Annotated in this window: 32 protein-coding genes and 1 tRNA gene; 17 read left to right on the top strand and 16 right to left on the bottom strand. The window is 57.0% G+C overall.

Features of this window, described 5'->3' with window-relative positions; translation table 11 throughout:
- Positions 1–879 carry a toprim domain-containing protein gene (locus tag E3E27_RS00650; protein WP_167773647.1) on the bottom strand — a complete coding sequence of 293 codons (879 nt, stop codon included), beginning with the start codon at positions 877–879 and terminating at the stop codon, positions 1–3.
- A 95-nt stretch (positions 880–974) separates the two neighbouring features.
- On the opposite strand from E3E27_RS00650, the gene E3E27_RS00645 reads away from it, so the two are divergent.
- Positions 975–2,213: a glycosyltransferase family 2 protein gene (locus tag E3E27_RS00645; protein ID WP_167773093.1), complete on the top strand. Its 1,239-nt coding sequence runs from the start codon at positions 975–977 to the stop codon at positions 2,211–2,213.
- On the opposite strand, the gene sfsA is transcribed toward E3E27_RS00645, so the two are convergent.
- Positions 2,210–2,920: a DNA/RNA nuclease SfsA gene (sfsA, locus tag E3E27_RS00640; protein ID WP_167773092.1), complete on the bottom strand. Its 711-nt coding sequence runs from the start codon at positions 2,918–2,920 to the stop codon at positions 2,210–2,212. The genes E3E27_RS00645 and sfsA overlap by 4 nt on opposite strands.
- 226 nt (positions 2,921–3,146) lie before the next feature.
- On the opposite strand from sfsA, the gene E3E27_RS00635 reads away from it, so the two are divergent.
- Complete coding sequence (locus E3E27_RS00635) at positions 3,147–4,193, top strand: M42 family metallopeptidase (RefSeq protein ID WP_167773646.1); 1,047 nt, start codon at positions 3,147–3,149, stop codon at positions 4,191–4,193.
- 89 nt (positions 4,194–4,282) lie between these two features.
- A complete protein-coding gene (locus tag E3E27_RS00630; RefSeq protein ID WP_167773091.1) occupies positions 4,283–4,984 on the top strand; it encodes a hypothetical protein in 702 nt (233 codons plus the stop codon).
- Here E3E27_RS00630 and E3E27_RS00625 read toward each other — a convergent pair.
- Positions 4,974–5,264: a membrane protein gene (locus tag E3E27_RS00625; protein ID WP_014789478.1), complete on the bottom strand. Its 291-nt coding sequence runs from the start codon at positions 5,262–5,264 to the stop codon at positions 4,974–4,976. The genes E3E27_RS00630 and E3E27_RS00625 overlap by 11 nt on opposite strands.
- A 50-nt stretch (positions 5,265–5,314) precedes the next feature.
- On the opposite strand from E3E27_RS00625, the gene E3E27_RS00620 reads away from it, so the two are divergent.
- Positions 5,315–7,273 (top strand): helicase C-terminal domain-containing protein, encoded by a 1,959-nt coding sequence (locus tag E3E27_RS00620; protein WP_167773090.1) that lies wholly within the window; start codon positions 5,315–5,317, stop codon positions 7,271–7,273.
- 18 nt (positions 7,274–7,291) lie between these two features.
- Positions 7,292–7,399 (top strand) — tRNA-Met (locus E3E27_RS00615).
- Positions 7,400–7,891: 492 nt separating this feature from the next.
- Here the strand turns inward: E3E27_RS00615 and E3E27_RS00610 are convergent.
- Genes E3E27_RS00610 through E3E27_RS00600 form a run of 3 tightly spaced genes read right to left on the bottom strand, consistent with a single transcriptional unit; the run spans position 7,892 to position 10,074 of the window.
- Complete coding sequence (locus E3E27_RS00610) at positions 7,892–8,503, bottom strand: rhomboid family intramembrane serine protease (protein WP_167773089.1); 612 nt, start codon at positions 8,501–8,503, stop codon at positions 7,892–7,894.
- Entirely contained in the window at positions 8,493–9,263 is a 771-nt protein-coding gene (locus E3E27_RS00605) for a bifunctional fructose-bisphosphatase/inositol-phosphate phosphatase (protein ID WP_167773088.1), read from the bottom strand. The genes E3E27_RS00610 and E3E27_RS00605 overlap by 11 nt, the downstream gene beginning before the upstream one ends.
- A gap of 1 nt (position 9,264) precedes the next feature.
- Positions 9,265–10,074 (bottom strand): DUF63 family protein, encoded by an 810-nt coding sequence (locus tag E3E27_RS00600; protein WP_167773087.1) that lies wholly within the window; start codon positions 10,072–10,074, stop codon positions 9,265–9,267.
- Positions 10,075–10,146: 72 nt separating this feature from the next.
- Between E3E27_RS00600 and E3E27_RS00595 the strand changes: the two genes are divergently transcribed.
- On the top strand, positions 10,147–11,187 hold the full coding sequence (locus tag E3E27_RS00595; protein ID WP_167773645.1) for an NAD(P)-dependent glycerol-1-phosphate dehydrogenase: 1,041 nt from the start codon (positions 10,147–10,149) through the stop codon (positions 11,185–11,187).
- A 27-nt stretch (positions 11,188–11,214) separates the two neighbouring features.
- Positions 11,215–11,649, top strand: coding sequence for a UPF0179 family protein (locus E3E27_RS00590; RefSeq protein WP_014789472.1), 435 nt, complete (start codon positions 11,215–11,217; stop codon positions 11,647–11,649).
- On the opposite strand, the gene E3E27_RS00585 is transcribed toward E3E27_RS00590, so the two are convergent.
- The 3 genes from E3E27_RS00585 to E3E27_RS00575 are packed head-to-tail and all read right to left on the bottom strand — an operon-like array spanning position 11,646 to position 14,095.
- Entirely contained in the window at positions 11,646–12,650 is a 1,005-nt protein-coding gene (locus E3E27_RS00585; RefSeq protein ID WP_167773086.1) for a biotin-dependent carboxyltransferase family protein, read from the bottom strand. The two genes, E3E27_RS00590 and E3E27_RS00585, sit on opposite strands and share 4 nt — an antisense overlap.
- Positions 12,643–13,323, bottom strand: a complete 681-nt coding sequence (gene pxpB / locus E3E27_RS00580; RefSeq protein WP_167773085.1) for a 5-oxoprolinase subunit PxpB — start codon at positions 13,321–13,323, stop codon at positions 12,643–12,645. The genes E3E27_RS00585 and pxpB overlap by 8 nt, the downstream gene beginning before the upstream one ends.
- A 4-nt stretch (positions 13,324–13,327) precedes the next feature.
- Positions 13,328–14,095, bottom strand: a complete 768-nt coding sequence (locus E3E27_RS00575) for a LamB/YcsF family protein (RefSeq protein ID WP_167773084.1) — start codon at positions 14,093–14,095, stop codon at positions 13,328–13,330.
- Between the two features lie 58 nt (positions 14,096–14,153).
- On the opposite strand from E3E27_RS00575, the gene E3E27_RS00570 reads away from it, so the two are divergent.
- Entirely contained in the window at positions 14,154–14,651 is a 498-nt protein-coding gene (locus tag E3E27_RS00570; RefSeq protein WP_167773083.1) for a type II toxin-antitoxin system VapC family toxin, read from the top strand.
- Here the strand turns inward: E3E27_RS00570 and E3E27_RS00565 are convergent.
- The 5 genes from E3E27_RS00565 to E3E27_RS00545 form a co-directional block, all read right to left on the bottom strand.
- Positions 14,642–15,619 (bottom strand): N-acetylmuramoyl-L-alanine amidase, encoded by a 978-nt coding sequence (locus E3E27_RS00565; protein WP_167773082.1) that lies wholly within the window; start codon positions 15,617–15,619, stop codon positions 14,642–14,644. The two genes, E3E27_RS00570 and E3E27_RS00565, sit on opposite strands and share 10 nt — an antisense overlap.
- A gap of 228 nt (positions 15,620–15,847) precedes the next feature.
- Positions 15,848–16,246 (bottom strand): hypothetical protein, encoded by a 399-nt coding sequence (locus tag E3E27_RS00560; protein WP_167773081.1) that lies wholly within the window; start codon positions 16,244–16,246, stop codon positions 15,848–15,850.
- 27 nt (positions 16,247–16,273) lie between these two features.
- Positions 16,274–16,606: a hypothetical protein gene (locus E3E27_RS00555; protein WP_167773080.1), complete on the bottom strand. Its 333-nt coding sequence runs from the start codon at positions 16,604–16,606 to the stop codon at positions 16,274–16,276.
- Entirely contained in the window at positions 16,603–17,445 is an 843-nt protein-coding gene (locus E3E27_RS00550; RefSeq protein ID WP_167773079.1) for a DNA-3-methyladenine glycosylase, read from the bottom strand. The genes E3E27_RS00555 and E3E27_RS00550 overlap by 4 nt, the downstream gene beginning before the upstream one ends.
- Positions 17,406–17,726, bottom strand: coding sequence for a hypothetical protein (locus tag E3E27_RS00545; protein ID WP_167773078.1), 321 nt, complete (start codon positions 17,724–17,726; stop codon positions 17,406–17,408). Before E3E27_RS00545 ends, E3E27_RS00550 begins: the two co-directional genes overlap by 40 nt.
- A 90-nt stretch (positions 17,727–17,816) precedes the next feature.
- Between E3E27_RS00545 and E3E27_RS00540 the strand changes: the two genes are divergently transcribed.
- The 6 genes from E3E27_RS00540 (at position 17,817) to E3E27_RS00515 (ending at position 23,183) form a co-directional block, all read left to right on the top strand.
- Positions 17,817–19,166, top strand: a complete 1,350-nt coding sequence (locus E3E27_RS00540) for a nodulation protein NfeD (RefSeq protein ID WP_014789459.1) — start codon at positions 17,817–17,819, stop codon at positions 19,164–19,166.
- Positions 19,167–20,012: a slipin family protein gene (locus tag E3E27_RS00535; protein WP_167773077.1), complete on the top strand. Its 846-nt coding sequence runs from the start codon at positions 19,167–19,169 to the stop codon at positions 20,010–20,012.
- Positions 20,013–20,182: 170 nt separating this feature from the next.
- Positions 20,183–20,962, top strand: coding sequence for a cell division ATPase MinD (gene minD, locus E3E27_RS00530; RefSeq protein ID WP_014789457.1), 780 nt, complete (start codon positions 20,183–20,185; stop codon positions 20,960–20,962).
- The gene (locus E3E27_RS00525; protein WP_014789456.1) at positions 20,959–21,210 is read left to right on the top strand and encodes a hypothetical protein; all 252 of its coding nucleotides are present in this window, start codon (positions 20,959–20,961) and stop codon (positions 21,208–21,210) included. Before minD ends, E3E27_RS00525 begins: the two co-directional genes overlap by 4 nt.
- Positions 21,211–21,299: 89 nt before the next feature.
- Positions 21,300–21,548: a hypothetical protein gene (locus E3E27_RS00520; protein WP_167773076.1), complete on the top strand. Its 249-nt coding sequence runs from the start codon at positions 21,300–21,302 to the stop codon at positions 21,546–21,548.
- 123 nt (positions 21,549–21,671) lie between these two features.
- Entirely contained in the window at positions 21,672–23,183 is a 1,512-nt protein-coding gene (locus tag E3E27_RS00515; RefSeq protein WP_167773075.1) for an AMP phosphorylase, read from the top strand.
- 37 nt (positions 23,184–23,220) lie between these two features.
- Here the strand turns inward: E3E27_RS00515 and E3E27_RS00510 are convergent, their stop codons facing one another.
- Positions 23,221–23,601, bottom strand: coding sequence for a DUF2095 family protein (locus E3E27_RS00510; protein ID WP_014789453.1), 381 nt, complete (start codon positions 23,599–23,601; stop codon positions 23,221–23,223).
- Between the two features lie 60 nt (positions 23,602–23,661).
- Between E3E27_RS00510 and E3E27_RS00505 the strand changes: the two genes are divergently transcribed.
- From E3E27_RS00505 to E3E27_RS00495, 3 genes are all read left to right on the top strand, one after another.
- Complete coding sequence (locus E3E27_RS00505) at positions 23,662–24,099, top strand: DUF123 domain-containing protein (protein WP_014789452.1); 438 nt, start codon at positions 23,662–23,664, stop codon at positions 24,097–24,099.
- Position 24,100: 1 nt separating this feature from the next.
- The gene (locus E3E27_RS00500) at positions 24,101–24,295 is read left to right on the top strand and encodes an antitoxin family protein (protein ID WP_167773074.1); all 195 of its coding nucleotides are present in this window, start codon (positions 24,101–24,103) and stop codon (positions 24,293–24,295) included.
- Positions 24,296–24,432: 137 nt separating this feature from the next.
- A complete protein-coding gene (locus E3E27_RS00495; RefSeq protein ID WP_014789450.1) occupies positions 24,433–25,197 on the top strand; it encodes a geranylgeranylglyceryl/heptaprenylglyceryl phosphate synthase in 765 nt (254 codons plus the stop codon).
- On the opposite strand, the gene E3E27_RS00490 is transcribed toward E3E27_RS00495, so the two are convergent.
- Positions 25,194–25,433, bottom strand: coding sequence for a hypothetical protein (locus tag E3E27_RS00490; protein WP_167773073.1), 240 nt, complete (start codon positions 25,431–25,433; stop codon positions 25,194–25,196). The two genes, E3E27_RS00495 and E3E27_RS00490, sit on opposite strands and share 4 nt — an antisense overlap.
- Positions 25,434–25,582 lie beyond the last annotated feature (149 nt).

Raw genomic sequence — 25,582 nt, 5'->3', positions numbered from 1 at the left:
TTACTGGCCCTTTAGGAGATTCTCCAGATCTTCGGGCTTGACCTCAGTACTTTCAATGACTTCCAGATCCTCCTCAACCTCCGACGTCGGCTGTTCAGGTCTTGGAGGCTCCGGCTCTTCCGCTATGCTGAGGCTAAGGTAGACCGTCCTAAGGAGCTCGTCCACCAGGTTTCTGTCCTCGGCGAAGATGTACCCCTGGCCGACTATGACCTTGCCGGCCAGACCGAGCTTCTCGACGGCCCTTCCAATGTATGCCTCGTCTGGAACCGGCTCGGCCGGGAAGAGGGACTTCCAGGCCTCGTCGATACGGTAGACGTTTCTGCTGTTCTCCAGGAGGGCCTTAAGACTCTCGTTCTCCTCCCTGAGCCTCTCGTTCTCGGCCCTCAGCTCCTCGTTGGTCTGAATCAGATTCTCGTGCTCCTCCTTGAGCCTCCTGTGCTCCTCGGCAAGTCCATCATAGCGCCCCTTGAGGTCAAGAAGCTGGTTCCTGAGGGCCATGTACTCGGGGAGTACCTGAAGACTCTTCAGTCCCGCCCTGACGAGTGTGTTCTTGAGCTCCTTCTTCACAAGCTCCACATCAACGTGCTCCAGATCGTGGCCGAGGGGAAGCTTCATTCTCTCGACATGGCCAACCATCTCGCTCAGCTCGCCGTAGAGCCTCTCGGCGAGGTCCCTTCCAACCCTATCCGCGTCGGTTGCTATGATGAGCAAATCGGCTCCGGCGGCCGCGCTCTTTGCTATCTCCACGTTAGTCGTTGGGATTATCGCGGAGATCGTGATGTTGTACTCGCTCCCCAGGGCCAGCCCCTGGAGGGCCTTGCTTACGACCTCAACGTCGCTCGCACCTTCCACGAGGATTCTAACATCGACTATCGCCATACCCATCACCGTAAACTCTCACCATCTCGACCTTAAAACGGTTCCCATCGGGAGGCTTATAAGATCAAACTCCCAAATACTATTAGGGGAGAACGGTGCAGGTCTCTGGGTGGCTAGTGGAGCCGTTGCTTGGAATCCTGGAGATCGTGTGGGTACTCACTGTCATCGTGATATACCCCATCTTCACTTACTACATCGTTCTGACCCTCGAGGGTCTCAGGTACAATTCGAAGTTCAACCCCCCAGACGTTCCAAAGGATCTCCCATCTGTTACGGTTCTCATTCCAGCGAGAAACGAGGGTGTGGTGATAAGGGACACGCTCCTGGCGATGGCAAACCTCGACTATCCCAAGGACAAACTGGAGGTTCTCCTGCTCGACGACGGTTCCACGGACGAGACTGTGAGGATAGCGGAGGAGGTGGCGAGGGGGCACCCCTTCATCAGGGTGATCCGCGTTGAGGGCGGTGGAAGGGGGAAGAGCTACGTCCTGAACTACGGCCTTAAACTGGCGAGGGGAGAGGTCATAGCGGTCTACGACGCCGACAACAGGCCGGAGCCGGGGGCGCTCAAGGGGCTGGTGGCAATGCTGAGCGACGAGACGCCTGCAGTAACCGGAAAAGTCCGAACAATAAACTGGAACCGGAACGTACTCACGCGCTTCATATGCATGGAGTACCTCTACTTCCAGCTGGCCGGCCAGAGCGGAAAGAGCAAGCTGTACAAAACCGCCATACTTCCTGGGACGAACTTCGTAATAAGGAGGGACCTGCTCGAAGAGCTGGGCGGCTGGGACGAGAATGCCCTCGCGGAGGACCTGGAGCTTTCCTTCAGGGTAATAGCCCTGGGAAAGAGGATAGCCTACAACCCACTCGCGGTCACCTGGGAGCAGGAGCCGGAGAGCTGGCGCGTGTGGTTCAGGCAGCGGACCCGCTGGGCGGCCGGAAACGTCTACACCGTGAGGGAGCACGTAAAGAGGTTCCGCGAGATAAAGGGCTGGGGCCTGCGCTTTGACCTGCTCCTCACGCTGATGGTGTACTACCTCCTGGCGATAGCCGTCATAGTTGCGGACGTGGCCTTTGTGGCACTAATGATGGCTTCAGGAAACGTTACATGGTTCACGGGACTTATCCTGAGCTTTGTGTACCTTTCGTTCCTGCTGGAGATTTTCGCCGGCCTTTACGACGGGAAGATAAGGAGCATCGGCTGCTGGCTCCTCGCACCGTTCATGTACTACACATACTCTCAGATGTGGATATTAATCTCCCTCGCCGGTCTGTGGGAGGCGAGAAAGGCCAAGAAGGTGTGGTACAAGACGCCTAGAACGGCGGTTTAGAGCTCCACCCTAAGAACAGGTCTCTCCAGGATCACCTCGCCGGTGGGAAGGAGGGAGATGCTGAGCGCCCGGATTTCAACGCCCGCTTTGCTGGCTTTCTTCAAAAGCCTCGCTATCTCAGGGTCGCCCCCCTCGTAGGGCCTGAACTTCTCTACACCGGGCATCGCTCCGACGAAGAAAATCATCGCCTTTTTCCCTGCCCTTGCGAGCCCTATCAGCTCCCTGACGTGCTTCTGACCCCTGACGCTTGGGCAGTCGGGGTACATCGCGTACTCGCCGCTCTCACCGCCCCTGAGAACGGCGCTCTTCATCTCGGCGTATATCTCTCCCTCGGGACACTCGAAGAGGTAGTCGAGGCGAGATTTGCCGACGCGGACTTCCTTCCTTTTTATTGAGCAGTCCCTCAGCCAGGGGATAAGGTTGAGCTCAACGGCCCTCTCGAAGGCCTTCGCCTGAGTCCTCGTGTCTATCACCGCTCCCTTTCCGCCCCGGTCCTCGAAAGCGAGCAGGACGAAATCGGTCTTGCCCCCGCTCTTCGGGAGGCAGAAAACCCTCCTTCCGGGAACCATGAACTCCTCCAGACGACCGGTGTTGGTTACGAGGGCTTTTCTAATTTCTCCATTGACCTCAACCAGCGCCACGAAGCGGTTGAGCCTCTCGAGGAAGACGCAGGGAACGACATTCAGTTTCAGCAGGACCTCCCTCATGGGAGTGTTCTATGGGTGCGGGGAATATAAACCTTGGCCGTCACCCTTTATCCAGAACTGGGCAATCTATCAGTTGGAGGATAATGAGGTTTACGACAGGAATGACGGGATAACTAATCGCCAGGGGCTTCCGGCGGAAGTGCGACGACTGCATGGCCATTGAGGAACTTTTGCTCACCTAAACCCTTAAAAGCCCATTATGATGACTGTCTAAACGGTGGTGCCGATGGTGGACTTTGAACTGCTCAAGAGGATTGTAGAGGCGCCGGGCGTTTCCGGCTACGAGTTTCTTGGCGTCAGGGACGTCGTCATCGAGGCCTTCAAGCCCTACGTTGATGAGATTAAGGTTGACAAGCTGGGCAACGTCATAGCCCACAAGGAGGGCAAGGGCCCAAAGGTCATGCTCGCCGGGCATATGGACCAGATTGGCCTCATGGTGACACACATCGAGAAGAACGGCTTCCTCCGCGTTGCACCGGTTGGAGGGGTGGACCCTAGGACGCTCATCGCTCAGCGCTTCAAGGTCTGGGTTGGGCCGAACGAGTTCGTCTACGGCGTCGGTGGAAGCGTTCCGCCCCACATTCAGAAGCCGGAGCAGAGGAACAAGGCCCCGACCTGGGAGCAGATCTTCATTGACATCGGTGCCGAGAGCAAGGAAGAGGCAGAGGAGATGGGGGTTAAGATAGGCACAGTCATCACCTGGGACGGAAGGCTTGAGAGACTCGGCAAGCACCGCCTAGTCAGCATCGCCCACGACGACAGGATAGCGGTCTACACCCTCGTTGAGGCCGCGAGACAGTTGAGTAAGACCGATGCCGATGTCTACTTCGTGGCAACGGTTCAGGAGGAGGTAGGGCTTCGCGGTGCAAAGGTTTCAGCCTTCGGCATCGACCCCGACTACGGCTTCGCCCTCGACGTAACCATAGCGGCCGACGTTCCCGGAACGCCGGAGCACAAGCAGATAACCCAGCTCGGGAAGGGCGTCGCGATCAAGATAATGGACCGCTCGGTAATCTGCCACCCGACGATAGTGAGGTGGATGGAAGAGCTTGCCAAGAAGCACGAGATACCCTACCAGTGGGACATTCTCACCGGCGGAGGAACAGATGCAGGAGCGATACACCTCAACAAGGCCGGCGTCCCGAGCGGCGGAATAAGCATTCCGGCGCGCTACATACACTCCAACACCGAGGTCGTGGACGAGAGGGACGTCGATGCCGCCGTCAAGCTGACCGTCAAGGTCCTCGAGGAGATCCAGGGGCTGAAGCTCTGAGCCCTTCTCCGTTTTTCATCGTTTTCCATCGCCAAATTTAAAAACCTGCTTGAGTACATTCCGGGGACGAGTGCACAAGGGTGTGCCCCATGGAGTCAAGGACGGCAGAGGTGCCCTTCTCGGCCGGGTGGGAGGCACTCGTAGGAGTGGCCTCGAGGCCGGAGGGAGTGTTTCCAACGTTTCCGTACGAGGCCAAGGTCGTTAGAATGGGCGAGAAAGTCATAGCCCGACTCTCGGTCAGGAAGTTTCTGTTCAAGTTCGAGTTCGAGGGCGTCCTCGAGTTCACCTTTAACGAGCCCCACGTCACCTACGTTATGAAGGGAAGCAGGGGGCTCCTCATACTCTCCTTCGCCGCCCTTGAAGGAAAACTTGTGGCCAGAGCTTCCGCCGACGTTCCAGGGGAGAGAATGCTGGGCAAGAAGCTGGCCTACCTCGCCGAAGGGGCGGGGCTCAGTTTGGCGAAGATGGCCGAGAGCCACGGCATCATAGCGGCGAGGGCCTTCGGATCACCCAGGGACTTTATAATCAGGAACTTCGAGCCGTCCCTTCTTGCCCACGTGGTAAGGTACGTCCGTCTAAACACGGGAATGAAAAGCTTCACGCTCACCGGGGAGAACGGGAGCGAGAGGTTCACGGTGAAGGTGAAGGACGGGATAGTCGAGAAGGTGGAATACGAGTCCAGCTCAGGAAGCTCCATAATAGAGGTCGGCAGGAGCATTCTGGAAGTCGATGGGCGGGACTTCGCGGGAATAGACACGAGGGGAGAGTACGTCATGAAGGTCAGGGACTGAAATCGCTTTCTTCTGCTGGAGCACTCGTCCCACTCCCGTGCTCTTCTGATTCCACTGGGGCAACGCTCTTCTCCTCCATCTGGAACTTGTTCCACTCGTACCAGAAGAGCAGGGCCCCGACGAGAACGCCCGCGAGGAAGAACGGCCACTTGGAGGGGAGCGGCAAGCCGCGGTGCCAGCGATAGAGCAGGTAGTTCTGGTAGAAGAATAGATAGCTCAGCCAGGCTACCAGGAGCGCCTCGACCGTGTACTCGATGAGTCTTCTAGTTCTCTCTTCCATTACCCTTCACCTGGGGAAAAGTTAAAAGCGGCCCGTTAAAACTCTTTCTCATGAGTGATACCAGCGAGCAGTTCGAATACTTTCCCTACGAGAGCCTGAGGCCCAACCAGCGCGAGTTCATTGAGCTGGTAGCTGAAACCGTCAGGAACGGAGAGAACGCCATAATCGAAGCCCCCACTGGCTTCGGAAAGACCGTGAGCGTCCTGGCGGGAATACTGCCCCAAGCGAAGGAGATGGGATACAAGGTTCTCTACCTCGCGAGAACCCACAGGCAGATGGATAGAGTTATAGAGGAGCTGAAGGTCATAAACCGGAAGGCCAAGGTTTCCGGCGTTGAGCTGAGGAGCAGGAAGGAGTTGTGCCTCCACACCTACCTCACCCAGTTCACGAGCGACGCCTACACGGCCATGGTCGTCTGCAAGAACCTCAAAAAGCTCGGGAAGTGCGAGTTCTACGAGAACGAGAAGAAGAAAAAGGCCGAGTTCGACGAGCTGGTGCACTTCTTCCTCGACGAGCCGAGCCACCCAGTTGAGATCCTGAGCTACGCGGAAACTCTCGAGCTGTGCCCCTACGATCTGACCAAGAGAATGGCGGAGAAGGCCGACGTGATAGTGGCCAGCTACCTCTACCTTCTCAGTCCTTCGATAAGGGAGAACTTCATAAGCTCGCTCGACGTCGATTACTCTGACCTCATAGTGGTCTTCGACGAGGCCCACAACCTACCGGATCAGGCCATCTCCGCCCTTAGCGACAGGATAAGCATCAACACCGTGAACAGGGCAATAAAGGAGGCCGACGAGTACAACGAGCACGAGATAGCCAACTTCCTCAGCATCTTTGGCAGGGGACTTGAGATTCTCTTCCAGGAGAAGCTCGCGAGCAGGGACGTCCAGGAGACACCGGTTCAGCCCGAGCTGGTCTTCTCTCACGTCGTAGATGTGCTAGGCCTGGACACGAGGTGGCTCGTCAAGACCCTCAACGACATGGTGGCCGTTGGCGACGCGATAAGGGAGGACAGGATAGAGAAGGGCAAGCCCCCAAGGAGCTACATCGGCCGCGTTGGAGAGTTCCTCCTCCTGTGGCTCTCGCTCATAGGCAGGGAAGATTACCTCTTCCTCCTCAGCAGGGAACGGGGGCTGAGCCTCGAGCTTGTGGCCCTGGACCCCTCCAAGGCGCTGGGATTCCTGAGGGAAGTTCAGAGCGCGATATTCATGTCCGGAACGCTCACCCCGCTCGAAGCTTTCCGCGACGTGATGGGCATCGAGAGGGCAAGGTTGAAGAAGTTCCCGAGAATGGTAAGGCGGGAGAACGCTCAGGTCTTGGTGGCTAAAGACGTCTCAACGCGCGGTGAGGAGCGCTCCCTTCAGGTTTACAGGAAGATGGTGGACTACATAGTCGAAGCGGCAAAGCTTATCCCCAGGAACGTCGGCGTTTTCGCGGCATCTTACGAGGTTCTCCAGGGCCTGCTCTCGGCCAACCTCCAAGTCAGGCTTGAGGAGACCGGAAAAGCCGTGTTCATCGAAAAGCAGGGGGCCAGCTCGGCGGAGAACGACGCGATGGTGGCGAGCTTTAAAGCCCACGCAAAGGGCAAGGGCGCGGTTCTGCTGGGAGTCATGGGAGGGAGGAACAGCGAGGGGCAGGATTACAGCGGGAACGAGATGAACGGTGTAGTCCTCGTGGGAATCCCCTACGCGAGGCCGACCCCGAGGGTTCAGGCCCAGGTAAGGTACTTCGAGCGGAAGTTCCCCGATAAGGGGCGCTACTACGGGTATTACTTGCCTGCCCACCGGAAGCTCGTCCAGGCCGCGGGGAGGGTGCATCGCTCGGCAGAGGAGAAGGGGAGCATAATAATACTCGACTACCGCGTCCTCTGGAGGGGAATAAGAAAGGACCTGCCCGACTGGATCGTCGAGACGATGAGGCCCGTCGATCTGGCCAGAATGAGGCTCTACCTAAGGAGGTTCTGGTCAGGGGGCGAAAGATTTAAAAAGACCCTGCGGGAGGTATAGGTCGGGCGCTCGGGCAGTGCCGGGGTAGCTTAGCCTGGTCAGAGCGCTCGGCTCATAGGGCCGCTCCCCCTCGGGGGAGCCTGAGAAACCGAGAGGTCCGGGGTTCAAAGCCCCGCCCCGGCACCACAGAAACTTTTGACAGACAAAAGTTCCACCAAAGCTCGTGGCTCTTTTTGGAAAGCCGAATTTTAAAGTGATTTTCCTACCAATCGGCCGTTTGAGTTGAGAACTTTTTGACTTATTTCTTGGGTGTGGGTTTGCTTTTAAATCGACGCCCGAAGGGCGTCAAGGAGAGAGTAACCCCGTTTTGAGGCTTATTCTCAACGTGTTCTCTCTTAGAAACGAGCACTGGGGGTAAAAATCCTCGCATTGGAACCTTTTTAAGAGGGGCTACGTGCTTTTGGTGAAGCCTTTCCAAAAGTTTCAGCGCTGGCGAAAGATCAGGTGCCTTATCTAAGAGTCTCCGTTTAACGCGGGTTTATTCTCGAGTTGCCCTTGGGGAGTGCTTCACTCTAAAAACGGCTCCATCGAACGTCAATAACGAATTTTCTCCTTGGATTCAAGTTTCAAGTATGGTTTCAGAACCCCTCCCAGCGGGAATCAAAAACATAGAAAAGGCTACCAGTAGCCATACATCTGCGCCATCAGGCGGCGCTTTATCCGTTTTCCGTAGTAGTAGCCTATCGCCATTCCGACGAGAAGCCCTCCCAGGTGGGCGTAGACGTTGACGCTCGGCATGATGCTGTTTATTAGGAAGAGGACGAAGGCGTTCACCAGGGCCGCCTGCATGTTGCCACCAACGACGCCGGTTATGATTATCAGCGTTCCAACTATGCCGAAGAGGGCCCCGCTCGCGCCTGCGCTCACCGAGTTGGCCGGAAGCAGGAAGAGCGTCAGCAGATTGCCGGCCAGACCAGAGACAAAGTAGACCATGACGAGCCTTTTCGGCCCGAGGATTCCCTCGAGCTGCCTGCCCATCATAAGGAGGAAGTACATGTTGAAGGCTATGTGGAGTATCCCGACGTGGACGAACATCGCCGTGACGAGCTGCCACCAGTAGCCGTAGTTGAGGACGGCGTAGTTCCACTGGCCGAACCTCGCCAGGACGTCGATGCTTATACTAAAGGGGTTCCCGCTGAGGATTGCCTCGACTATGTAAACGGCCACGTTTATCAGGAAGAGTGTGAAGGTTGCCTTCCCGTAGCGGCGGAAAGAAGCATCAAGGCCCATTTTCCAGTTCCTCCAGGATTATATCGAGCAGGTAGCGGTCGTTAACGGCTATGACGTTCGTCTTGGTCGTCGCGTCGAGCCTCAGCTCCAGCTCCTTCCCCCTCTCGTCCACAACTATGGCTCCGGCTTCCCTGGCTATGAGCACCCCCGCCGCTATGTCCGTCGTCCTCACGTAGTTCCTTATGTCCAGGACGCCGTCGAGGGCACCCTTGGCGAGGTACGTCAGCTCCACGGCTATCGCGCCCAGGACGCGAACCCGTTTGACCCTCCTTATTAATCCAAGACACCTGCCGCGCGTGTAGAAGCTCAGCGCCTCCTTCCCTCGCTCGGGTTTTCTGACCTTTATAGGTTTTCCATTCATGTAGGCGCCCCCTCCCGGAAGGGCCTCGTAGAAAGTTCTCGTAACGAACTCGTATATCGCGCCGTAAACGGGCCTGTTCTTCCTGAACACAGCGAAGCTAAAGGCGAATATTGGTATCCCCGCGGCGAAGTTGTAGGAACCGTCTATCGGGTCAACGATGACCGTGTAGTCGCTCCCGTTGTCTATGAAGCCTATCTCCTCGCTGACGATGTTGATCCCAAGAGGCTGGAGCCTGGCAAGGACGACATCCTCGGCGACCCTGTCAACGTACTTCGTAACGTCTCCGCTGACGTTTTCTCCTATGGTCTCCCCCGCCCTGGGGGTGCCGAAGAGGGGCATCACTTCCTTCTCAACCTCCCTCGCGGTTTCGAGGGCAATCTCGTTCCATGGAATCTCCATATCAACCACCCATGAGCATTATCAGCAGGTTTCTCGTTCCCGGCCCAAAGCCGAGTATGAATATCGTGAGCTTCACAAAGTTTATTAAATCGGGATCCTCTTCCTTCATCTCCCGGTCGAGTATCCAGACTACGGGGAGGAGGATAAGGAACTTCTCGAGGTACATCACCGCCGCGGTCCCAAAGGCGTCTATGAGCCACCTCGCGAGGACGTGCTGCTCCCAGAAGCCGAGGAACTGGATTCCAACGAAAGTGGTCGTGGCATCGTAGAAGTGCGTGTAGAAGAGGATCGAGTTATCACTGACGAGGGCGAACTTCCTTGAGAGAAGCCATATGAAGGCCTCGGAAACCAGTAACGCGGGGATAAAGTACCTGAACACCGCGGGGTTGAAGCTCACGTTGTCGAGGTTTATCACGAGCACGAACAGCAGCCCACCAACGAGTATCCAGCCGAAGTCCCGGTAGAGGGGATAGAGCCTCTCGCCGGGGCAGTGCTTCCAGACCGCAAAGAGGGAAGCTATAGCAAAGGCCGCTATGACGAAGTAGCCGCCGGGGCTGACGGTTAAATAGGTCCTTGGCAGTATTCCCACGTCCGTCATGCTCCTCATCAGCGGGCCGAGGATTATGTACGGAATGAGGGCCCTGAAGAAGCGGTTGTCAACCTTTATTTCCATTCGCTTGAGCATTCTGTACAGCAGGAGTACTGCTATGCCAAGGATTATCGCGTAGGCAATAGTGTTCACGGGATTGTAGCCTTGATTCTCCTTGATGGGAAGCACGAAGTACTCGTAAAAAAACTCGTAAAGCCCCATTCGACCACCATAGACGGTTGTTCCGATAGCCTTAAAGCTTTTCCCACCTTAAGGTTAAGGGTGGTGAGAAAAGTGCACCTGATGCAGCTCCCGCGAGAGGTTTTGCTCGGCGAGAACCTCAAGAGAGAGGTCGTGAACGTTGCAAAGAGGCTCGGTTTGGGGAGAAAAGCGCTCGTGCTCTATGGAAAACACACGAAAAAGATAGCGGGAAGGGAGGTCGAGGAGAACCTCTCGGCGGAGTACGAGGTGGAGGGTCTCACCGTCAAGGGCGCCACGATGGAGGAGGTGACCCGAGCCCTCAATAAAATCAGAAGCGGGAGCTTTGACTGGCTCATAGCGGTCGGCGGCGGGAGCATAATAGACGTCGCCAAGCTCGCCTCCTTCAAGGCGGGAGTTCCCTTCATCAGCTTTCCGACAACGGCCTCCCACGACGGCATAGCTAGCGCCAACGCCTCCATCAGAGACCTCGGAACCAAAACCTCGGTCAAAGCAGTGCCGCCGGTGGCTGTCATAGCGGACGTCCAGGTGATCAAGACCGCCCCCTACCGCTACCTCGCGGCGGGCGTGGGCGACATGATAAGCAACCTGACGGCGGTGAAGGACTGGCAGCTGGCACACAGGATAAAGGGCGAGTATTACAGCGAGTACGCCGCCTCGCTCAGCCTGATGAGCGCCAAGATGGTTATGAAGAACGCGGACATAATAAGGTTGGGCAACGAGGAGAGCGTGAGGAAGGTGGTGAAGGGCCTCATCTCCTGCGGCGTTGCGATGAGCATAGCGGGCTCTTCGAGACCTGCCAGCGGGGCGGAGCATCTCTTCAGCCACGCACTTGACGCAATAGCGCCAAAGCCAGCCCTCCACGGCGAGCAGGTGGGCGTTGGGACGATAATAATGGCCTACCTCCACGGCCTCAAGTGGGAGAGGATTAGGGAAACCTTAAAGAGGGTGGGGGCGCCAACTAACGCATACGAGCTGGGAATCGATCCCGAGCTGATCATTGAGGCACTCACCATAGCCCACACAATAAGGCCCGAGCGCTACACGATCCTCGGGAAGGACGGCCTCACGCGAGAAGCGGCTGAAAAGGCCGCTAAAATCACGGGAGTCATCTGACTATCATCACTCATGGAGGTGTTTGGAATGGCGATAATCACGTTAGTTGGGGAAAAGCTGGCAAGACCAGGGGTTGAGTTCATATTCTACGGGCCTGCAGAGCCGTGCAGAACCTGCAAACTGGCCGGGGTCTGCGTCGGAAACCTGGAGCAAGGAAGGCGTTACAAGATACTAAGGGTAAGGAGTATGCCCTCCCACTCATGTCCGCTCCACGAGGGGAAAGTAAGGGTCGTCGAAGTCGTCGAGCCGAGCATAGAGGTGGCGATAGAGCCCAGGCTCGCTGTGGCGGGCTCGGTGATAAGGCTCAGGTTCGAGAACTGCAACGATCCCGAGAAGGCCGAACTCTTCAGGCCCGAGGGCCTCTTCGAGGGCGACCACGTGAAAATAATCGAGGTAACCGGAGAAGTCGAGTGCGACGGAAAGACCTACAAGGTAGTCAAGGTAATGCGCAAGAAGGATTAACCTTCTTTTTCCACTTTTGCAAACGTTACGATTTCTTCTCCCGCAATCCTAACCCGGTATGCCCTCATATTCCCCTCGAGGAAGAGCCTTATTGCCCTCAGCGTTCTCTCCCGCCTCAACAGCTCTTCTCTGGCCTCCTCAACGTTTACCTCCCTGAACCTGACTCTGAAGCCGGGCCTCATCTGGGCCAGCATGGACAGGTGGGCGCTGATAACGACGCCGATCCTCGCGTAGCCACCCGTCGTCTGCGCGTCCTTCATCATGACGATGGGCCTCCCGCTGGCGGGAACCTGCACCGTGCCCGGGACTAGGGGGCCCGTCACTATCCCCGCACCCTTTCCCGAGTGCTCTATCTCCTTTCCGTCGAGGCGGTAGCCCATTCTATCGGACTCGGGCGTTACGGTGTAGGTCTCGCTGAGGAAAGTCCTAATTCCTTCCTCCGTGAAGTGATCCAGGTCGGGACCGGGAATGACGCCAACTGCTATCTCCTCAGCCGAGTAGTCAGGCCTCAGTTCCTCGGGCAGGTACCTACCATCTTTCTCCGTCAGGATCGCGTGGCCGAGGTTCAGCCTATCGCCCGCCTTCAAGGGCCTTCCGAGGCCTGCCCTCGCGTAGGTCGAGCAGCTCCCGAGGAGCTTCTCGCATTTCACGCCCCCGGCGAATGCGATGTAGCCGTAGAGGCCATTGTTGAGGGTTCCAACTTCAAGGACGTCGCCCCTCTTCGCCCAGTGGCTCGTCCAGGGTTCGATTGGGACTCCGTTGAGCATTAAGTCAACGTCTCCTGCAACCGCAAAGACCGCCGAGGCGTTGAACTTCAGCGTCGGCCCGCCGAGGAGGAACTCGAGGAGCGGAGAGTTTCCGGGGTTTCCAACGAGGTAGTTGGCTATTCTAGCTGAGAAGTCGTCCATGTAGCCAGATACAGGAACGCCGAGCTTTCTGTAACCTTTCCTCCCGCCGTCCTGAACCGTCAGAAGGGAGGGAACGCGGAGGAGCTCAATCATCGCCCCATTCCTCCCGATAGAGTCTCAAAAACTCCCCCTCATCAATCGGCACAAACTTGACCCTGTCGCCGGGTTTGAATAACGTCGGTGGCTCTTTCTCCGGGTTGAAGAGCCTCAGCGGGGTTCTGCCTATGAGACGCCAGCCGCCGGGGCTTTCGAGGGGGTAAATCCCGGTCTGCTTTCCCGCTATCCCGACTGAGCCAGCGGGAACCCTCAGGCGGGGCTTCTCCAGGCGTGGTACGGCTATCCTCTCGTCCATTCCACCGAGGTAGGCGAAACCCGGCAGAAAGCCGAGGAAGTAGACGCGGTAAACCGGTTTGGAGTGGATCTCTATGACGTCATCGACGCTCAGGCCGCTGTGCTTCGCCACGAACTCCAGGTCCGGGCCGTACTCACCGCCGTAAACGACCGGAATCTCCACGAGCTCTCCCTCAAAGCTCTCAGCCGAGGCCTCAACGCCTTCAACGGCCCGCTTGACGCCCTCGAAGTCTATCAAGGTCGGGTCGTAGATCACCGCGAGGGAGGAGTAGGCCGGAACTACCTCCACGAGCCACTCAAAGCCCGCTTTCTCTATCGCCCTAGCGAGGGCGTGAACGCGGTCGTTTATTCCCTCGTTTATGACTTCCCCAAAGGAAATCAGAAGGGCCGAATCGCCGAGGGGTTTGACCTTCATGCTCTCACCGGACAACATCTTTCATTGGCACTATTCTCACTCCTTCCTCCTCGAGAACCTTCCTGATGTGGCTCGCTATCTCCACCGCCTTGGGGTTGTCGCCGTGAACGCAGATGGTATCAGCTTTCAGCTCGACCCACTCGCCGTTTATCGCCCTAACGCCACCGTCCTTGACCATTGAGATAACGCGCTCGGCTATCTCTTCCTTGTCGTGTATGACCGCTCCCGGCCTCGACCGGGAAACTAGAGTGCCGTCAGGGTTGTAAGCCCTGTCTGCAAAGACCTCGTGGGCGACCTTAACCCCCATCTCCTCCGCCATCTCCGCCGGCCTTGAACCGGAGAGGGTAACGAATATCAGGTTCCTATCGAAGTCCGCTATCCCCTCGATGACGGCCCTCGCGAGCTCTTCCTCCTTGACGAGGGCGTTGTAAAGTGCCCCGTGGGGCTTGACGTGCTGGAGCTCGATCCCTTCAGCCCTGGCGAAGGCGTAAAGGGCACCTACCTGGTAGAGGATGTAGGTCCTCGCCTCTTCCGGCGAAAGCTTCATGTAGCGTCTTCCAAAACCAAGCAGGTCCGGATAACCCGGGTGTGCCCCAACGGCAACGCCTTTCTCCCCCGCGAGCCTCACCGTCTTCCTCATGACCAAAGGATCACCCGCGTGCCAGCCCGTCGCTACGTTCGCGCTCGTGATGTGGTTCATGACCTCCTCGTCGAGGCCGAGCCTGTACCTCCCAAAGCTCTCGCCGAGGTCGGAGTTCAAATCGACCTTCATGCTCCCACCGATGTCATTTCGACGGAAATCTAAAAAAGGGTTTCCCCGAGTTTAGGCCATGAAGGTCCAGGTCATAGACACCGCGATATTCATTCAGGGGGCTGACGTTGAGGGGGTTACAACGCCCAGGGTCGTCGATGAGGTCAAGGACCCCGAGTCGAGGCTCTTCCTTGAGGGCCTGATTGGCGCGGGCAAGGTCAGGGTTCTCCAGCCGTCAAGGGAGAGCATTGAGGCCGTTAAGGAAGCGGCGAGGAGAACCGGTGAGCTCGGCGAGCTGAGTGAAGCCGATATCGAGATTCTTGCCCTGGCGTATGAGCTCAAGGGAGTCCTCTTCACCGACGACTATAACCTGCAGAACATTGCAAAAACCCTGGGGATAGAGTTCAAAACACTCAAGCGCGGGATAAAGCGCGTAATCCGCTGGAACTACGTCTGCATCGGCTGCGGGAAGCGTTTCTCAGAGATGCCGCCGGAAGGCGTCTGTCCGGACTGCGGCAGCCCGGTGAGGCTGATACCGAGGAAAAGACGAAAAAAGCGGGGAAGGCGTCAGCCGTAGACGTCGACCACTATTCTGTCGGGGTTGCTGAGTGTGAAGGAGTTGTAGGGCAGGTACGGCGTGTTGAGAACGAGGACGATGAAGACGTAGCCGTTACTCTCGGTGGCGTAGATGTAGGGAGCCGTTGGGGAGCCGGTGTATGTGTACTGCCAGTCGCCGTAGACCGGCCAGCCCAGGTCTGAAAGCCGGGCGTTGTCGAGCTGGATAACCAGGTGATAACCGCTTGAGTACGAGGTGTAGTAGACGTGGTAAGCAACCGGCTGGCTCAGGTCGAGGACGACGCGGAAGTAACCGTCGTGCTGGGCGAATCTTATACCCGTGACAGTCGGGACGGGGTCATGCACGGGAACACCGAAGTAGCGCTGGACACCGTAGAGGATCGCGTATGCGTAGCGCCACTGGTAGTTCTCGTCGGTCATTATGCTCACGTCGTAGGTGTTCGTGACAAAGCCCGTCTCGATGAGTATGGCGGGCATGGAGGTGTACTTGAGGACGTAGAAACCGGCCTCCTTAACGCCCCTGTTCTTTAGGGGGATAACCTTGGCCATCTCCGCATCAACGTAGGTCGCGAGGAGATTACCTTTGGTGGAACCGTAGTAGTGGTAGACCTCAAAGCCGCTCGCTGAGGTGTCGCTCGCGGCGTTGGCGTGTATGCTGATGAAGATGTCGCAACCGGCGGAGTTGGCTATGCTGACCCTGTCGGAGAGGGAAACGTAGTAGTCGCCGTCCCTCGTGAGGACAACCTTTGCTCCATCGTCTTCCAGAAGCTTTGCAACCTTAAGGGCTATGGCGAGGTTGATGTCCTTCTCCTCAACGCCGTTCGCAACCGCTCCCGGGTCGGTACCGCCGTGGCCCGCATCGACGCAGATGGTATAGCCGCCGAGGTCGGTTCCGGCGGAGGACACCGGGGCCGCTGAAAACATCGCCAGCACAACTAAGATGATTACCAGGGCACCTATCCTTTTCATGGTGCACACCCCCGGCCTTTAAGGTAAAGAAACGTGCATTTGCTTTATAAATTTTTCCAGAATTTGCGGTTTATCCAACGCCCCGGACGGGCTCGGCGCTCATAGGGTACGTCACAACCGCAAAGCGGTTCAGCCCGTCTTGGAATCGTCACGGCCCGCCCGGGACGGCGTCAGGGCCAGTCCTCGTCATCACGATGCTCGGTGCAATTCGCTGTCATCATCCGCGGTTCAACCTTGCAGGTAGTAGGATATAAGCTTTCTCAGCTCGATGTTGCGCTCGGGCTTCCTCCCCAGGAACCTCTTAAGCCCGCTGTTCTCGGCCATCAGGCCAGACAGCTCAATGGCCAAGATTTTATTGTCCTCGCTCAGGCCGTAGGCCTTGAAGCGTAGGGAAGAGTACTTCTTCTCAAGCGCCCACGTTTTCTCCTCGAGCTCCTTCACCTTCTCCTCAAGCTCCTCAAGCTTCCCTTTCGGCTCACGGAACTCGCCGGTTAAAGCTATCTCAACGACCTTCTCGGGAGAAACGCCGTAGCGCTCGGCAAGCTCCTCAATCTTCTTCCACAGGCTCTCATCGAGCTCAACCTCGATTTTCCCGAAGCCCTTCTCGGGCCTGATGATGAGCCTCATTTCGTTCACACTCCATGAACGGCTTGTTCACGATCCGTGAACTTTCTCAAGCTCCCGCGTTCTCTCCTCAACGGCCTTCTTCAGCTCCTCGTTCTCCTTTCTCAGCCTGTCGCGCTCGGCGGTCATGAACTCCTTGTCCCTCAAAGCCTTCTCGTAGAACTCCTTAAGCTCTTCAATCTCCCCCTCCATCTCGCGGAGCTTCTCCTCAAGCTTCCCCATCTTCTCGCGCAGAAACTCCTCGCGCTCCGCTTTGAGCGTTTCTTCAACCCTTGAAAGGTTCCCCTCGATGATGGCTTTAACGTCCCTCCCCTTCAGGGATTTGAACTTCTCTTTGGGGAGAATTATCACAATCTCGTTCATCTCTTCTTCCTCTCCAGCTCGGTTTTCCTGTCGTAGCAGAGGACGTAAAACGCCAGAAGCCCCTTCCACTTCCCGTAGGGTTCAATGACCTCGCGGACGTCCTTTTCCTTAACCTCTTTAACGCTCTTCCCAAAAATCTTTGCTATTCCTCTCCTCAGCCCTAAGTCTCCGGCAGGATAGACGTTCTTCCTGAGGCCGTAGGCCAAGAAAAGCTCCGCCGTCCACTTACCTATTCCCCGGAACTTTGTGAGATACTTAACAGCCTCTTCGGCGCCCCAGTCCCAGAGCTCAAGGTCGAGCTTTCCGCTCAGGTATAGCTCCGTGAGGCCCTTTATGTAGCCGGCGCGGTAGCCGAGCTTCACTTTTTTGAGCCCCTCTTCGCTCAGAGACACTATTCTCTCGGGGCGCGGAAAGGCGTAGATGCCCCCAACGGGCTCCCCCGCCAGTTTAACCAGGTTTCTAATCGTCCTCTGGGCAAACTCGAAGCTGACCTGTTGCTGGGCCACCACTTCAACCAGGGCCTGGTACGGGCTCGGCGCTGCTGGAACCGTCAGGCCGTAGAACTCGTCAATGAGAAAAGCAAAGGGGGAGTCGCCTATCTCGGCGTAGAATGAATCTAGGTCCGTATCGAGGCCGAGAACAAAGGGCAGCATATCCCTCGCTTCTTTTCGCTCCCTCCTCCCCCAATCCCCGGGAAAGTGGAAGTCCCCGTCGTAGGCAACGATTCCGACCCTTCCGGTGCTCAGCCAGATGGCCTGATAGAACGTCCCGTCCTTAAATACCCACGTGCCGTTGCGTATCATCTCGCGGGCCGTTTTTTCGAGATCGATCTCAGCCATCGGTCGAGCCTAACGGGGTTTTCCCTTATATCCTTTAGGGTCGAGACGTACAGCCTCTTCCCATCGACGGAGCGCTTTATCTGAACCTCGCCCGCCTCCTCGAGGAAGCGAAGGGCGTCTTTGATGTCCTCGGCGCGGACGTCGAAGCTCCGCCTGAGGAACTCCCAGTAAGGCTCGCGGCTGGAATATCTCGCTGCCTCCCTCACGAGCTCCCAGGCCCTCGCGACCTTTTCTTCACCCTTAGCAACCCGGTAGAGCTTGGCAAGGGTTTTCAGCCTCATATTGGTGAGTTCTCGGGACAGTATAAATCACTTTTGGCCGGCAGGCAAAAGGTTTAAACCCTCGAGTGGTATTAGTATTTGGCGGTGGATATGAGGCCCAGGCTCGCGCTGATTGCTCTGCTACTCGCCGTGCTCATTCTCCAGCAGGGGGTGAGCGGGAAGGAAAACGTCGTCTACGTCGCCAGAGTGGACGGCATGATAACCGGCTACACGGTGGACCAGTTCGACCGCTACATAAGCGAGGCCGAAAGGGCGAACGCCTCCGCCATAATCATAGAGCTGAACACACCCGGCGGAAGGGGCGATGCTATGCAGGAGATCGTCACGAGGATTCAAAACGCTAAGGTTCCCGTTATAATCTACGTCCACCCCTCCGGGGGAATGGCCGCCTCCGCCGGGACGTACATAGCACTAAGCTCCCACCTCATAGCGATGACCCCCGGGACTGTCATAGGGGCCTGCAGGCCGATACTGGGTTACTCCACCAACGGGAGCATAGTTGAAGCCCCTCCCAAGATAACAAACTTCTACGTCGCCTACATTCGCGAGCTAGCGAGGGTGAGCGGGAGGAACGAAACACTGGCGGAAGAGTTCATAACCGAGGACAGGAGCGTAACGCCCGAGGAGGCGTTGAAGTACGGCGTCATCGAGGTCATTGCGAGCGACGTTGAGGAGCTCCTCCAGAAGGCGGACGGAATGGAGACAAAAGTCCCCGTGGCCGGAAAGGGAAAGGTGACTCTTCACCTCAGGGACGCGGAGCTCATGTACATCGAGCCGTCCTTCAGAGACACGGTCGTCAAGTACATAACAGACCCCACGATAGCCTACCTCCTCCTGAACCTGGGGTTCATAGGCCTCATCTTCGGTTTTCTAACTCCGGGCTGGCACGTTCCCGAGACGGTGGGCGCGATAATGCTTGTTCTTGGCCTCCTAGGCCTGGGCTACTTTGGATACGAGAGCGCAGGACTGTTGCTGGTAGTGCTGGCGATGATATTCTTCATAGCCGAGGCCCTGACGCCGACCTTTGGCCTGTTCACAGTCGCGGGGGTTGTGACCTTCGTCATAGGGGGCATTCTGCTCTTCAGCGGAACCGGAGCCGGAGGTGAGTACCTGGTGACGAGTGAGACGTACTCAGTACTGCGTATAGCGATACTGGTCATGGCAATACTGCTCGGGCTGTTTTTCCTCTTCGGTGCAGCCACTGTGGTCAGAGCCCACCGGAAAAAGCCCGAGGCCGGGAAAGAGGAGCTCATAGGGGAAGTCGGAAAGGTCGTGGAAGACGTAGACCCTGAGGGCGTCGTCAAGCTTCGTGGGGAACTCTGGAAGGCGGAGAGCAGGGACGGGAGGAGAATCCCGGTCGGGGAGAAGGTCAAAGTTGTTGAAGTCAGGGGGTTGACCCTCATCGTCGAAAAAGTTGATGGAGTGAAGGAGGGAGAATGAATGGCCATAACGGCAAGTACCGTGGTTATTTCGATTGTTTTGTTGTTTGTTTTGATTATCCTGGCGACGGCAATAAAGATAGTCAAGGAGTACGAGAGGGCCGTCATCTTCCGCCTTGGAAGGGTCGTGGGAGCCAGAGGGCCTGGACTGTTCTTCATAATCCCGATCTTCGAGAAGGCCGTCATAGTGGACCTCAGGACCAGGGTCCTCGACGTGCCCGTTCAGGAGACCATAACCAAGGACAACGTGCCCGTCAGGGTGAACGCCGTGGTCTACTTCCGCGTCGTCGATCCGGTGAAGGCCGTGACGCAGGTGGCGAACTACATAATGGCCACCAGCCAGATAGCTCAGACCACGCTGAGGAGCGTCATAGGCCAGGCCCACCTCGACGAGCTGCTCAGCGAGAGGGAGAAGCTCAACCTCCAGCTCCAGAAGATAATCGACGAGGCAACCGACCCATGGGGCATAAAGGTCAGCACGGTCGAGATAAAGGACGTTGAGCTGCCGAGTGGAATGCAGAGGGCGATGGCCAGGCAGGCCGAGGCCGAGAGGGAGAGGAGGGCCAGGATAACCCTGGCGGAGGCAGAGAGGCAGGCGGCTGAAAAGCTCCGCGAGGCGGCGGAGATAATCAGCGAGCACCCGATGGCGCTGCAGCTGAGGACGCTCCAGACGATCAGCGACGTCGCCAGCGACAAGAGCAACGTAATCGTTTTGACCCTGCCGATGGAGATGCTCAAGCTCTTCAGGAGCCTCGCCGATACCGCCGAAGTGGCCAGGATAAAGCTCGAGAAGGAAGTGCTCGGGGAGGGAGAGTCAAAGGGCGAAGGGAAGGCCCAGGAAGAGTAAACTGAAGACGGTCTTTTCTCTACCTTTTTCTCCTGTCACTAGATGAACCGCAAAAAATAAAAGCATTGCCTGCATAGTTCATACACGCAAATTGAACACTCCGTATAAAATCGAAAGGCCGCGGAGATCACTGCAAAAAGGCGGTACCGCTTACGCTGGAGGTGTGAACTTTGGAAGGCCGTTCAATTGTTTTTGCATCTGGAAAGGGTGGAACCGGTAAAACAACGACGGTTGCAAACCTGGGTGTCGCATTGGCCCAGTTCGGAAAGGAGGTAATACTGCTGGACGCGGATATAACCATGGCCAACCTGAGCCTCGTCCTTGGAATGGAGGACATTCCAATAACCCTCCACGACGTCCTGGCAGGCGAGGCAGACCTCAAGGACGCAATATACGAGGGACCCGCTGGAGTCAAGGTCATACCGGGAGGACTCAGCCTGGAGAAGATCAAGAAGGCCAAGCCCGAGAGGCTCAGGCAGCTCATCAGGGAAATCGGCCAGATGGCTGACTTCGTTCTCATTGACGCCCCCGCAGGTCTTGAGATGACATCTGTTACAGCCCTCCTCATCGGTAAGGAACTGATAATCGTCACCAACCCCGAGATATCTGCCATCACGGACTCCCTCAAGACCAAGCTCATAGCAGAGAAGCTTGGAACCCTGCCGCTCGGAGCGATACTCAACAGGGTCACCAACGAGAAGACCGAACTCACCCAGGAAGAGATTGAGGCGATCCTTGAGGTTCCTGTCTTGGCAATGATACCGGAGGACCCAGAGGTCAAGCGCGCCTCCGCCTACGGTGTGCCGCTCGTCATCAAGAACCCGACCAGTCCGGCGGCCATAGCCATCAAGCAGCTCGCGGCCAAGCTCGCAGGAATCAAGTGGCAGGCTCCCGAGCCGGAGAGCCCGATTAAGAGGGTCTTCAAAGCGCTCTTCGGAGGGAAGAAATGATGGCCGACGCCCTCGTGTACGGAATAGTGATCATACTGATACTGCTCAACGTGATACTGCTGATGCTCTACTTCTCCGCCAAGAGCAACCCCTACTACGTCGTCTACGACGAGGAGACCAAGAGCGCCCTCAAGAGGCGCGTCTCCAGCCTCAAGGAGGATCTCGAGAGCGAGCTGGTGGACTTCGACGTCGAGGAGTGGGAGAAGACCCTCGAGGAGTCCATAGACGAGGAAGTCAGGAACCTCTGAGCTTTTCAACCCTTTTGTTATTAAACATTTCTGGGGCGTTAAATTTTAAAACTCCTTTTCTGCCAACTTTATATGGGGGGTGAGGGATAATGAAGATTCGACTCGGCTATCCGGACAGGATAGTCGAGGTTAAGGATAGAACCGTTTACGTCTTCAAGGGACGTCTCGTGAGTGCCCCCCTCAACGAGCTCGTGAGCTACTACCTTAAGGGCGATGGACTGCTTCCCCCTGCAATCAGGGAAGTCGCCCGGGACGTGGTGGACGTTCTCCTCAGAACCGGCGAGCTCGAGATGGACTACCAGACAGGAACCCAGTACATTCACGGCCTCAGCGGCTGATTTTTACACCTTTTCTGCAAGGAGCCGGCCCCAGAGGAGGGGGTTTTTCCAGTCCATCAGTTAAAAAAGTTTAAGTATTCTTCGATGCAATAGAGTGAACCAAATCCACCGGAGGGATCAGAGATGAAGGCAAGGGTCAGGATACTGGACGTGTACAGCGGGAGGTACTCGGTTTTTATCAACGAGAGCGAAGCCAAAAAGGCTAAGCTCCACCCGGACGACCTCGTCAAGATTGAGGCGGGCAAAAAGACGGTCTACGGAAGCGTTGTTATAAGCAGCCTCGTCGGGGAAGGCGAGATAGGTGTAAGCAGGGACGTTCTCCAGCTGCACAGCTTCTCCGAGGGGGAGACCGTCACGGTCGTCCCAAGCGGAACCCCCGAGAGCGTCCGCTACATAAAGAAGAAGATGAACGGAGAGAAGCTCAGGAAGGTTGAGATAGAGACGATAATCAAGGACATAGTCGATAGAAAGCTCCGCGACATCGAGATAAGCTCCTTCGTCACCTCACTGGAGATAAACGGCCTGGACATGGACGAAATAGCTGCCCTCACCATTGCAATGGCTGAAACCGGAGACATGCTCGACATCGACAGGAAGCCCATAATGGACGTCCACAGCATCGGCGGCGTTCCGGGCAACAAGACCAACATACTCGTCGTGCCCATAGTTGCCGCGGCCGGCCTGACGATACCCAAGACCAGCTCAAGGGCAATAACCAGCGCCGCTGGAACCGCCGATGTGGTCGAGGTCTTCGCGGAGGTCAGCTTCTCCCTGGACGAGATAAAGCGCATAGTTGAGAAGATCGGCGCCTGTATGGTGTGGGGAGGAGCTCTGAACCTCGCCCCGGCCGATGACATAACCATCAAGGCCGAGCGCGCGCTCAGCATCGATCCGACCGGGCTTATGCTCGCGAGCATAATGTCCAAGAAGTACGCCATGGGAAGCCAGTACGTGCTCATCGACATTCCGACTGGGAAGGGCGTCAAGGTCGAGACGGTCGATCAGGCGAGAGCCTTGGCCAGGGACTTCATAGAGCTCGGCAAGAGGCTCGGCCAGTACGTCGAGGTAGCGATAACCTACGGCGGCCAGCCGATTGGACACACCGTCGGCCCGGCCCTTGAGGCAAGGGAGGCCCTTTCGGCTTTGATGACCGGCAAAGGCCCTGGAAGCCTCATAGAGAAGGCCACCGGCCTGGCAGGAATACTCCTCGAGATGGGCGGCGTTGCCCCGGCCGGAATGGGCAAGAAGATGGCGAGGGAAATACTCGAGAGCGGAAAGGCCTGGGAGAAGATGAAGGAGATAATCGAGGAGCAGGGCGGCGATCCAAACATAAAACCCGAGGAGATACCAATCGGCGACAAGACCTACACCTTCACCGCCCCGACGAGCGGCTACGTAACGGCCATAGACAACAGGGCGATAACGGCCATAGCCAGGGCCGCGGGAGCGCCGGAGGACAAGGGTGCGGGACTCGAGCTATACGTCAAGGTCGGCGAGAAGGTCAAAGAAGGAGACCCGCTCTTCACGATCCACGCCGAGAGCGAGGCCAGGCTCGACCAGGCCATAGTGTTCGCCCGCAGAGCAGAGCCGATAAGGATAGAGGGAATGGTTCTCCAGCGAATCGGGAACATCTGAAGGGTTCCGTTTCCCTTTTCCCTTTCGTTAGCCGAAGTCAGCCGCGCTTCCCGTGTCTCTCGTACCAGCCCCACTCCTTCTTGGGGCCGAAGGCCCTGACGCCTTTCTTTACGAGGGTTATCCTCAGGTCCTTGGCCATCTCGGGCGTTATCTCACCGCGCTCCTCGAGCCAGTTTATTATCTCAAGCGCCTCATCGTCCGTCTCGCACCGCCTGAGGAAGTCTATCACCGTTGGGTTGTAGCCGGAGAAGTCCGTCGGCTCCTCCACCCTCTCCTCGCTGGTTCTGTAGGCCTCTATCGAAATGCCCTCTCCCTCGAGCTCCCTGGCGAGGGCCGGGAAGGTCTGCTCGAACTCCTCCCTGTCGTACTCCTGCCAGGCGAAGTCGTCCACGGGGCGCTTCTTCTTCCGCTCGTCCATTCCACACACCGGAAGGATTTGGAATCAAGGGTTTATAAATGGTGACCAGAACCGGATATCATGAGGGGCTCTTACTTCCTGGTTATCAGGCTGGACGGGGACAAGGAAATACGAACGAAGGGCAGAACGTTCCGGCTCAGGGCGGGCCACTACGTCTACGTCGGCTCTGCCATGAACTCCCTCGAAAAGCGGGTCGCGAGGCACTTCAAAAGGGAAAAGAGGCTCCACTGGCACATCGACTTTCTCCTGAAGGAAGCGGAGCTTCTGAGGGCCTACCTCATTCCAAGCGACGAGAGGCTGGAGGAGAGGCTCTCCCTGGAGGTGGCCAGGCGTGGCGAACCGGTGCCGGGGTTCGGGGCGGGGGACGTGAGGGTAAAGACTAACCTCTACCGCTTTGAAGAAGAACCGGACGAAACCTTGACGGAAATCCTCGAGAACCTCGGCCTCAACTGGAAAATCGTTAAAAGCGAGGCCGACGTAAAGGATATGCGGTGGTAGTATGGGGACGATTATCGAGGCGGCCTATGACGGCGAGACGTTCAGACCTCTCAGGCGAGTGAACATACCAAAGGGGACGAAGGTCAGAATTATCGTTGGCGAGACCATCTGGGACCTGCTTGATGAGATTGAGGGGATTCCCGTCGATGTCAGCGTGGAGGAAGTGCTGGAAGATGTTAGGCAGAGCGTCCAGTAAAGCCCCAAACGGTGCAGTTCCCCCCCGTTCCGCTAGCCGTCCCCCAGTTTTTAGATTCAAAGGCGACACCGCCCACTTTCCTATCAACCTGGCCAACCAAGAGTTTGGAGATTAGAAGCTTTATGGGGGTGTGAAAGATGCTGGAAATTGGAAAGGTCGAGCGCTACATTCACGAGAAGCTCGAAAGGGAGAAGCTCCACTTCGTTCTTCTCGACCCGGACGACGTTACGCCGGAGGAAGCGGCCAAAATAGCGGAGATGAGCGAGGAAACCGGCGTCGATGCGATTATGATAGGCGGCTCCACGGGGGCAGAAGGGGAAGTTCTCGACGGCGTGGTGAGGGCGATAAAGGAATCCTCCGACCTGCCCACGATACTCTTCCCGGGCTCCCACGGCGGGATAAGCAAGTACGCCGACGCGATATTCTTCATGAGCCTTCTCAACTCGACCAACCCGTTCTTCATAACCGGGGCTCAGGCCTTAGGAGCCTTCCAGGTCAAGCGCTACGGGCTGGAGCCGATACCGATGGCCTACCTCATAATCGAGCCGGGGGAAACCGTCGGCTGGGTCGGCGATGCAAAGCCGATTCCCAGGCACAAGCCCAAGATAGCGGCGGCCTACGCTTTGGCCGGCCAGTACCTCGGCATGAGGCTCGTCTACCTTGAGGCCGGAAGCGGGGCGTCCCAGCCGGTTCCTCCGGAGATGATAGCCCTCGTCAAGCACGTCATAGACGTGCCCCTCATCGTCGGCGGCGGCATAAGGACGGCCGAGCAGGCGAGGGCGGCCGTGAAGGCAGGGGCTGACATAATAGTGACGGGGACTGCAATAGAAAAGGCAGGTTCGCTTGAAAAGGCAGGGAAAAAACTCCGCGAGCTGAACAGGGGGATAAAGGGGCGGGATTAAGCCTCGGACAGGACCCTGAGGCTGACCTTACCGTTTTTGATTATCTTCCTGAGTTCTGAGAGAAGCCCCCTGGTGTCGTCCTCGACTACCTCCATCTTTATCTCGCTGAAGCCCTCCGCGTCGGGCGGGAAGAAGTGTATGTCCCTAATCCTGCCCCTAACCGTGGCAAACAAACGGCCCAGAATTTTTCCCCTACCTTCATAGGGCAATTTTATATCGAGTTCGACAATTTGCATACCTATCACCGCTTTGTTTTATGAAAAAAGGCCTATATAACCATTTTCATGAGCGGGAATTATCGAATTTCCGAACCGATATTCCTGAGGGTTATTCCGGTTCCGCAAGACTTATCTTTTATCGCTTCGATTTTTATCTCGGTGATGCA

Source organism: Thermococcus sp. MV11 (assembly GCF_012027285.1).
Taxonomy (GTDB): Archaea; Methanobacteriota_B; Thermococci; order Thermococcales; family Thermococcaceae; genus Thermococcus; species Thermococcus cleftensis.
Note: the sequence above shows the minus strand (reverse complement) of the source record. Positions and strands in the feature narration are given on the sequence as shown.

Bases quoted from the DNA above. Each gene is read 5' to 3' on its own strand.
- E3E27_RS00545 (WP_167773078.1), bottom strand. From the start codon at position 17,726: ATGAGGCTGAAAACCCTTGCCAAGCTCTACCGGGTTGCTAAGGGTGAA.
- E3E27_RS00605 (WP_167773088.1), bottom strand. From the start codon at position 9,263: ATGGAGATTCCATGGAACGAGATTGCCCTCGAAACCGCGAGGGAGGTT.
- E3E27_RS00490 (WP_167773073.1), bottom strand. From the start codon at position 25,433: ATGCAAATTGTCGAACTCGATATAAAATTGCCCTATGAAGGTAGGGGA.
- E3E27_RS00495 (WP_014789450.1), top strand. From the start codon at position 24,433: ATGCTGGAAATTGGAAAGGTCGAGCGCTACATTCACGAGAAGCTCGAA.
- sfsA (WP_167773092.1), bottom strand. From the start codon at position 2,920: ATGAGGGAGGTCCTGCTGAAACTGAATGTCGTTCCCTGCGTCTTCCTC.
- E3E27_RS00630 (WP_167773091.1), top strand. From the start codon at position 4,283: ATGGAGTCAAGGACGGCAGAGGTGCCCTTCTCGGCCGGGTGGGAGGCA.
- E3E27_RS00515 (WP_167773075.1), top strand. From the start codon at position 21,672: ATGAAGGCAAGGGTCAGGATACTGGACGTGTACAGCGGGAGGTACTCG.
- E3E27_RS00510 (WP_014789453.1), bottom strand. From the start codon at position 23,601: ATGGACGAGCGGAAGAAGAAGCGCCCCGTGGACGACTTCGCCTGGCAG.
- E3E27_RS00635 (WP_167773646.1), top strand. From the start codon at position 3,147: ATGGTGGACTTTGAACTGCTCAAGAGGATTGTAGAGGCGCCGGGCGTT.
- E3E27_RS00600 (WP_167773087.1), bottom strand. From the start codon at position 10,074: ATGGGGCTTTACGAGTTTTTTTACGAGTACTTCGTGCTTCCCATCAAG.
- E3E27_RS00560 (WP_167773081.1), bottom strand. From the start codon at position 16,246: ATGAGGCTCATCATCAGGCCCGAGAAGGGCTTCGGGAAAATCGAGGTT.
- E3E27_RS00585 (WP_167773086.1), bottom strand. From the start codon at position 12,650: ATGATTGAGCTCCTCCGCGTTCCCTCCCTTCTGACGGTTCAGGACGGC.
- E3E27_RS00570 (WP_167773083.1), top strand. From the start codon at position 14,154: ATGAAGGTCCAGGTCATAGACACCGCGATATTCATTCAGGGGGCTGAC.
- E3E27_RS00500 (WP_167773074.1), top strand. From the start codon at position 24,101: ATGGGGACGATTATCGAGGCGGCCTATGACGGCGAGACGTTCAGACCT.
- E3E27_RS00620 (WP_167773090.1), top strand. From the start codon at position 5,315: ATGAGTGATACCAGCGAGCAGTTCGAATACTTTCCCTACGAGAGCCTG.
- E3E27_RS00535 (WP_167773077.1), top strand. From the start codon at position 19,167: ATGGCCATAACGGCAAGTACCGTGGTTATTTCGATTGTTTTGTTGTTT.
- E3E27_RS00525 (WP_014789456.1), top strand. From the start codon at position 20,959: ATGATGGCCGACGCCCTCGTGTACGGAATAGTGATCATACTGATACTG.
- E3E27_RS00550 (WP_167773079.1), bottom strand. From the start codon at position 17,445: ATGGCTGAGATCGATCTCGAAAAAACGGCCCGCGAGATGATACGCAAC.
- E3E27_RS00650 (WP_167773647.1), bottom strand. From the start codon at position 879: ATGGCGATAGTCGATGTTAGAATCCTCGTGGAAGGTGCGAGCGACGTT.
- E3E27_RS00590 (WP_014789472.1), top strand. From the start codon at position 11,215: ATGGCGATAATCACGTTAGTTGGGGAAAAGCTGGCAAGACCAGGGGTT.
- E3E27_RS00505 (WP_014789452.1), top strand. From the start codon at position 23,662: ATGAGGGGCTCTTACTTCCTGGTTATCAGGCTGGACGGGGACAAGGAA.
- E3E27_RS00625 (WP_014789478.1), bottom strand. From the start codon at position 5,264: ATGGAAGAGAGAACTAGAAGACTCATCGAGTACACGGTCGAGGCGCTC.
- E3E27_RS00610 (WP_167773089.1), bottom strand. From the start codon at position 8,503: ATGGGCCTTGATGCTTCTTTCCGCCGCTACGGGAAGGCAACCTTCACA.
- E3E27_RS00520 (WP_167773076.1), top strand. From the start codon at position 21,300: ATGAAGATTCGACTCGGCTATCCGGACAGGATAGTCGAGGTTAAGGAT.
- E3E27_RS00565 (WP_167773082.1), bottom strand. From the start codon at position 15,619: ATGAAAAGGATAGGTGCCCTGGTAATCATCTTAGTTGTGCTGGCGATG.
- E3E27_RS00540 (WP_014789459.1), top strand. From the start codon at position 17,817: ATGAGGCCCAGGCTCGCGCTGATTGCTCTGCTACTCGCCGTGCTCATT.
- E3E27_RS00555 (WP_167773080.1), bottom strand. From the start codon at position 16,606: ATGAACGAGATTGTGATAATTCTCCCCAAAGAGAAGTTCAAATCCCTG.
- pxpB (WP_167773085.1), bottom strand. From the start codon at position 13,323: ATGAAGGTCAAACCCCTCGGCGATTCGGCCCTTCTGATTTCCTTTGGG.
- E3E27_RS00575 (WP_167773084.1), bottom strand. From the start codon at position 14,095: ATGAAGGTCGATTTGAACTCCGACCTCGGCGAGAGCTTTGGGAGGTAC.